The 5547-nt window shown below is 57.9% G+C and carries 6 protein-coding genes; 5 read left to right on the forward strand and 1 reads right to left on the reverse strand.

Annotated elements, in window-relative coordinates:
• The 5 genes from WBM93_RS08850 to WBM93_RS08870 form a co-directional block, all read left to right on the forward strand.
• Positions 1 to 867, forward strand: an 867-nt coding sequence (locus tag WBM93_RS08850) for an HAD-IC family P-type ATPase (RefSeq protein ID WP_424431043.1), incomplete at its 5' end; no start/stop codon positions are given.
• Between the two features lie 98 nt (positions 868 to 965).
• Positions 966 to 1505, forward strand: a complete 540-nt coding sequence (locus WBM93_RS08855) for a DUF305 domain-containing protein (RefSeq protein ID WP_424431045.1) — start codon at positions 966 to 968, stop codon at positions 1503 to 1505.
• A 152-nt stretch (positions 1506 to 1657) separates the two neighbouring features.
• Positions 1658 to 2332 carry a type 1 glutamine amidotransferase domain-containing protein gene (locus tag WBM93_RS08860; protein ID WP_424431047.1) on the forward strand — a complete coding sequence of 225 codons (675 nt, stop codon included), beginning with the start codon at positions 1658 to 1660 and terminating at the stop codon, positions 2330 to 2332.
• 22 nt (positions 2333 to 2354) lie between these two features.
• A complete protein-coding gene (locus tag WBM93_RS08865) occupies positions 2355 to 2963 on the forward strand; it encodes an SDR family oxidoreductase (protein ID WP_424431048.1) in 609 nt (202 codons plus the stop codon).
• Between the two features lie 140 nt (positions 2964 to 3103).
• On the forward strand, positions 3104 to 3529 hold the full coding sequence (locus WBM93_RS08870; RefSeq protein ID WP_424431050.1) for a hypothetical protein: 426 nt from the start codon (positions 3104 to 3106) through the stop codon (positions 3527 to 3529).
• A gap of 424 nt (positions 3530 to 3953) precedes the next feature.
• Here the strand turns inward: WBM93_RS08870 and WBM93_RS08875 are convergent.
• The coding region (locus WBM93_RS08875) for an amidohydrolase (protein ID WP_424431052.1) at positions 3954 to 5547 on the reverse strand (1594 nt) is incomplete at its 5' end.

The following is a 5547-nucleotide window of genomic DNA, read 5'->3' on the forward strand; positions in this document are numbered from 1 at the left end:
GACGAACTGCTGGCACTCGTCGCTGCTATCGAGGTCGCCAGCGAGCATCCTCTGGCTGCTGCCATTGTCGAAGGCGCCAAGGACAGGGAGCTTCAGTTCGAGGCAGCGAGCGATTTCCAATCGGTCACCGGCGAGGGTGTTGAAGCAACTGCCCAGGGTAAACGGGTAGCTATCGGCAATGAAAAGATGATGGACCGGCTTGGCGCTGCAAGCGCCGATCTGGTGGCGAAAGCGCAGGAAGGCCGCTCCCAGGGACAGACGGTGATGTTCGTCGCGATCGATGGCAAACCTGCGGGTCTGATCGGCGTCGCCGACCCGATCAAGGCGACAACGGTGGATGCGATCAAGGCGCTACACAAAGCCGGTCTCCATGTGGTCATGCTGACCGGCGACGCCGAAGCGACCGCGCAGGCGGTGGGCCAGATGATCGGGATCGACGAAATCCACGCCAATGTTTCGCCCGAAGACAAGCACCGGGTGATCAGCGAACTGCAGGCTGCCGGCAAACGGGTTGCGATGGCCGGCGACGGCATCAATGACGCGCCGGCGCTGGCCAAGGCCGATGTCGGGATTGCGATGGGCACCGGCACCGACGTCGCGATGGAGAGCGCGGGGATCACGCTGGTCAAAGGCGATCTCGGCGGTATAGCCAAGGCCCGGCGGCTCAGCCAGCTGACAATGAGCAATATCCGGCAGAACCTGTTCTTCGCCTTTTTCTACAACGCGCTGGGCGTGCCGGTTGCGGCGGGCATATTATATCCGTGGTTCGGCATCCTGCTCAGCCCAATGATCGCTGCTGCGGCGATGAGCTTCTCTTCGGTATCGGTGATCGGCAATGCCCTGCGGCTCAGGCGGAAGCAGCTTTGAAGGCGCGGCCGCTTCATCCGGCCGGGAACTTTTCAATCGGTCGCACGTAGAATACCCCGGAAGGGTATGAAAACAGACCAATTGGAAGGGGGATTCCCATGTCGAAATATACAAGATTCATCGTCATGATGGCGACGTCGACGCTGGTGATGTTCGGCCTGATGTATCTCAACACTTACGGGCTTGATCACGTGTTCTTCAGTGAAACCCGAACCTGGATGGCGTTATACATGGGCGGTGCGATGGCGATCATCATGTTGCTGTTCATGCTAGCCATGTACGACGACAAAAAGAAAAATGCGATGATCCTGGGCGGGGCGTCCCTCTTGTTCGCGGGCTCGGTCTACCTCGTCCGCTCGCAAGACACAATTTCCGACCAGGCGTGGCAAAAAGCCATGATCCCCCATCACTCGATCGCGATCCTGACCAGCGAACGCGCCAATATCGAGGACAGGCGGGTGCGCGAGCTGGCCGACGAAATCATCAAGGCCCAGCGCCGCGAGATCAAGGAAATGGAATGGCTGATCGAGGACATTCGCAAGAACGGCAAGGCAACCACCGAAGCCGACGCTGCAGCACGTCCGGTACCCAAATTTGAAGGCAAGCTAAATCCGGCCGACGAAAACCAGGTCGAATAGGGAGAGCTGCAGATGCTATTGCAAATAGTCCTGGTATTTGCAGCGATTCTGAGCCCGGATCCGAAAGATTGCGCCGCGGACCGCGCAACCGAAGCGCCAGAAGTGCGTTGGTTGTGAGAAGAACAACCAATTCACCAAAAAAGGGCAGTTTAATGAACATTCTAATGGTTCTCACCTCGCACGACCAACTCGGCGACACTGGCAAGAAAACCGGATTCTGGCTCGAGGAATTTGCGGCCCCATATTATGTGTTCAAGGATGCTGGTGCGAAAATCACACTCGCTTCGCCCAAAGGTGGCCAGCCGCCGCTCGACCCCTCGAGCGATACCGAAGACGCCCAGACCGACGACACAAGGCGTTTCAAGTCTGATGAGGCAGCCCAACAGCAACTCGCCAATACCGCCAAGCTCTCGACCATTACCGACGACGGTTTCGACGCAATCTTTTATCCCGGTGGTCACGGCCCGCTATGGGACCTTGCGGAAGATGGCGACAGCAGGACATTGATCGAGAGCTTTGCCGCGAGTGATCGCCCGATCGGTGCGGTCTGTCATGCCCCTGCGGTGTTCCGCGATCCCAGCAATGCGGACGGCTCACCGCTGGTGTCGGGCAAGAAGGTTACCGGCTTTACCAATACAGAAGAAGAAGCTGTCGGCCTGACCGACGTTGTGCCGTTTCTCGTCGAGGATATGCTGATCGAAAATGGCGGTGAGTATCGCAAGGGCGACGACTGGGCCTCTTTCGTGGTTGTCGATGGCAAGCTGGTGACCGGCCAGAACCCCGCATCATCGGCAGAAGCAGCACGCAAATTGCTTGAACTGCTGTAAACCGGAACAAACGGAGCATATTATGGATATTCTGATCGCCGGGGCTACCGGCAAGACCGGGCTGCGCCTGGTAGAACAATTGAAAACAAACGGCCATGCACCGATCGCACTGGTCCGTGAATCCTCGGACACCGGATCACTGGCGGACGATGTTACGCTGCGCCGTGGCGATTTGACCGATCTTAAAAGCGGAGTCTGTGAAGGATGTGACGCGGTGATTTTTGCGGCCGGATCCGGTGGCTCGACTGGCCCTGAAATGACCGACAAGGTTGACCGGGACGGTGCTAAACGGCTGATTGATCTGGCCGCCGAGGCCGGTGTTTCTCGCTTTGTGATGCTGAGCAGCGCAGGCGCCGACGACCCGGACCCGGAAAGTGAACTGGGACATTATCTCCAGGCGAAGCACGAGGCAGACGAGCATCTCAAGGCCTCGGGTCTCGACTATGCCATCGTCCGGCCAGTCAGCCTTACCGACGACGACGGCACCCGCGAAATGCGGTTTGGAGACGATGTCGATCCCCAAGGGAAAGCGGCGCGGGGAGATGTCGCGGCTGTGCTGGCCACGGCCATCGACGACGACCAGTGGACCGGCAAGGCGCTGCTCATGCAGTCCGTTCTGGCAGGTGACTAAAATCTTCCGCTACCCGGCATCGGGTGGTCCGGCCCGCCGCGGGCACTGCACGGGCCGTTTTGCGCGACGGGAACCAAATCAGGACGGGCGAGTTCTAGGACCAATGGCGATTCAAACACCAAAAGTTCGGGAACGATAAATTGTTGGAAACTTCCGCAGACCTGAAAGGAAAACGCATCCTGCTCGTCGAGGATGAGCTCTTTCTGGGGATGGACATCAAAGAAAATTTGGAGCGTTCCGGTGCGATCGTGTTCGGCCCCATTCTTGATCGCTCCAGCGCAAGTCAGATCGCAAAGTTCCACGACATCGACGGTGCCATACTCGATTTGAATGTTGGCGGCGGCGATGTCTCTCCCGTTGCAGCCTATTTGCAAAAACATTCAATTGCATGCCTGTTTTACACCGGCGATGCCAATCGCGCATCCGAGATCGGCCTGGGTGAAATTGGTCCGATCTGCCGGAAGCCGATGCGGCCGGAACTGCTGGTGCAACATCTCGCTGAGCAGATCAAGGCGGCCGAAACGCCCGCTTCAAAAAATGGCAAACCTAAGATCATAGCAGAATAATTGATCAAGGCCCGCTTTCGGGATGAATTCGGAGGAAAGACGGCAACTCACATCTTGTCGAAAAATGGTCGCATCACAAGCGCGAAAGGCTGGCAGCGAACCGAGAAACTGCTTTCCTACATCTGCCTCAATCGCTTATCTTTTGTCCGGATCTTTGACAGACTGGATAAGATGACGGCGGTTCTACCCGCCTGCGTGAATCAACCGGATCGTATTGTGCGGTCCGCCGGAAGGTCACACTCGACGCTATGGTGGTGGCGGAGAAAGACCGGAAATCAGGGTCTTTCGGGCAAAGGTCACAGAAAATAAACCGGCTGTTTGATGTCAGGTTTTTGTGCGCTTGCTACGGCGAGCGTAAATAACTGCACCGCGCGTCGACGCGGGCTCGTCGTTAGGCTCCGGACGAACTGCGTTTCGCAAGGCACTATTCCGCAGGGAACCAGCGGCCTTCGAATATCACGCCCCGAACCTTTACATCTCGCAGTTTTGCCGCGCCACCGACATAGGGGTCGCGGTCAAGCACGGTGAAGTCGGCTTTCTTGCCGGTCGCGATGCTGCCGACCGTCGCGTCCATGCCGATTACCTGCGCCGCTTCTACGGTGATCGCGCGCAGCGCCTTGTCGAGTGAGAGGCGCTCCTTGGGTGCCTTAACATTGCCGTCGAGCGTGATGCGGTTGCTTGCCACCCAGGCGAGGTAGAGCGGATCGATCGGCGCCATGTTGAAGTCGCTGTGCAGGCCGAGGGGGACATTTTTGCGCTCCAGCGAACCTAGGCGGCTCATCTGCGCGGCGCGGTCGGGACCCATGCCGGTCTTGGCATAAACATCGCCTAGGATGCGGATATAGTTCGGCTGCGCGGAGACATAGAGACCCATTTCTCCTATCCGCCGATTCTGCGCTTCGGTCGAATAGCCGAGATGTTCCATGACGATCTGCTGGCCATTTCTGGAAGCCAGCTTTTCAGTAATGCCCAGTACGATATCGAGACCCTTGTCGCCATTGACATGGGTGTGGAGATTCCAGCCCGCGTCCCAGAAACGCTCGGTCTGCTTGAGCAATTCTTCCGGTTCGGTCAGCCATTTGCCTTCATGACCATCGCTGTAGCCGGGCGGGTTCATCTGCATATATTGGGCGAAAAAAGCACCGTCGGCGAACAGTTTCACTCGGTTGGAGAAGAAGAATTTCGGGCTTTCATATTTGGCTTTCATCTCGGCGAGCCAGACATTGGGATCACCGGTAACCAGCGGCGCGATGGGAATCGCGAGTATCCGCGATGGCGTGGTCGGCTGGTCGTAGAGGGTCTTGAACAGCGCCGATTCCATCACCGGTCCGCCAAAACCGCCGAATGCAAGATCGGCGCTGGTGGTGACACCATTTTCGAGCATCATCTGGCGCATGTCGACCAGACCCTGCTGCATCTTGGCGGGTGAGAAGAGATAGGGACGGAGAATCTCGATGCCTTTGAACAAGGCGGTTTCATGGATGATGCCGCTAGCAAAGTCGGCATGGCCCGGATCGATGCCCGGCTTGGCAAATTGGGCGGTAAAGGAATCTTGGGTGCCGATGCCAACCAGGTCTAGCGCCTTGCTATTGGCAATGATCTCGTGGAAGCTGCGCTGCCAGATAATCACCGGCCGGTCCGGCGCGATCCGGTCGAGCTCGGCGCGGTCCATCTCGCCGTGGAACAGTTTGTGATGGCCCCAGGTGATGAACAACGGATCGTCACTCCTGGCCATTGCATCGCGCAGAAGCTGCTCATATTGCGCCTTGCTGCGGGCTGCGGGATAGGTCTTGCCGGGAAGCTTCCATTCCTCGGGACTGATGAACGGGATCGGCAGCATCATGATTGTCTGCATCGGATGGATATGCGGCTCGACGAAGCCGGGCATCAGGATTTGCTTGGAAAACTGCCGGTCTACGGTGACCTTGCGTTCCTTGGTCCATGCTTCCAACTCTTCCAGCGACTGGCCGAGACCGAGGATGATCCCATCGGCGGTGGCGACATATTTCGCCTCCGGA

It is taken from the genome of Parasphingorhabdus sp. (assembly GCF_049667325.1).
GTDB lineage: Bacteria > Pseudomonadota > Alphaproteobacteria > Sphingomonadales > Sphingomonadaceae > Parasphingorhabdus.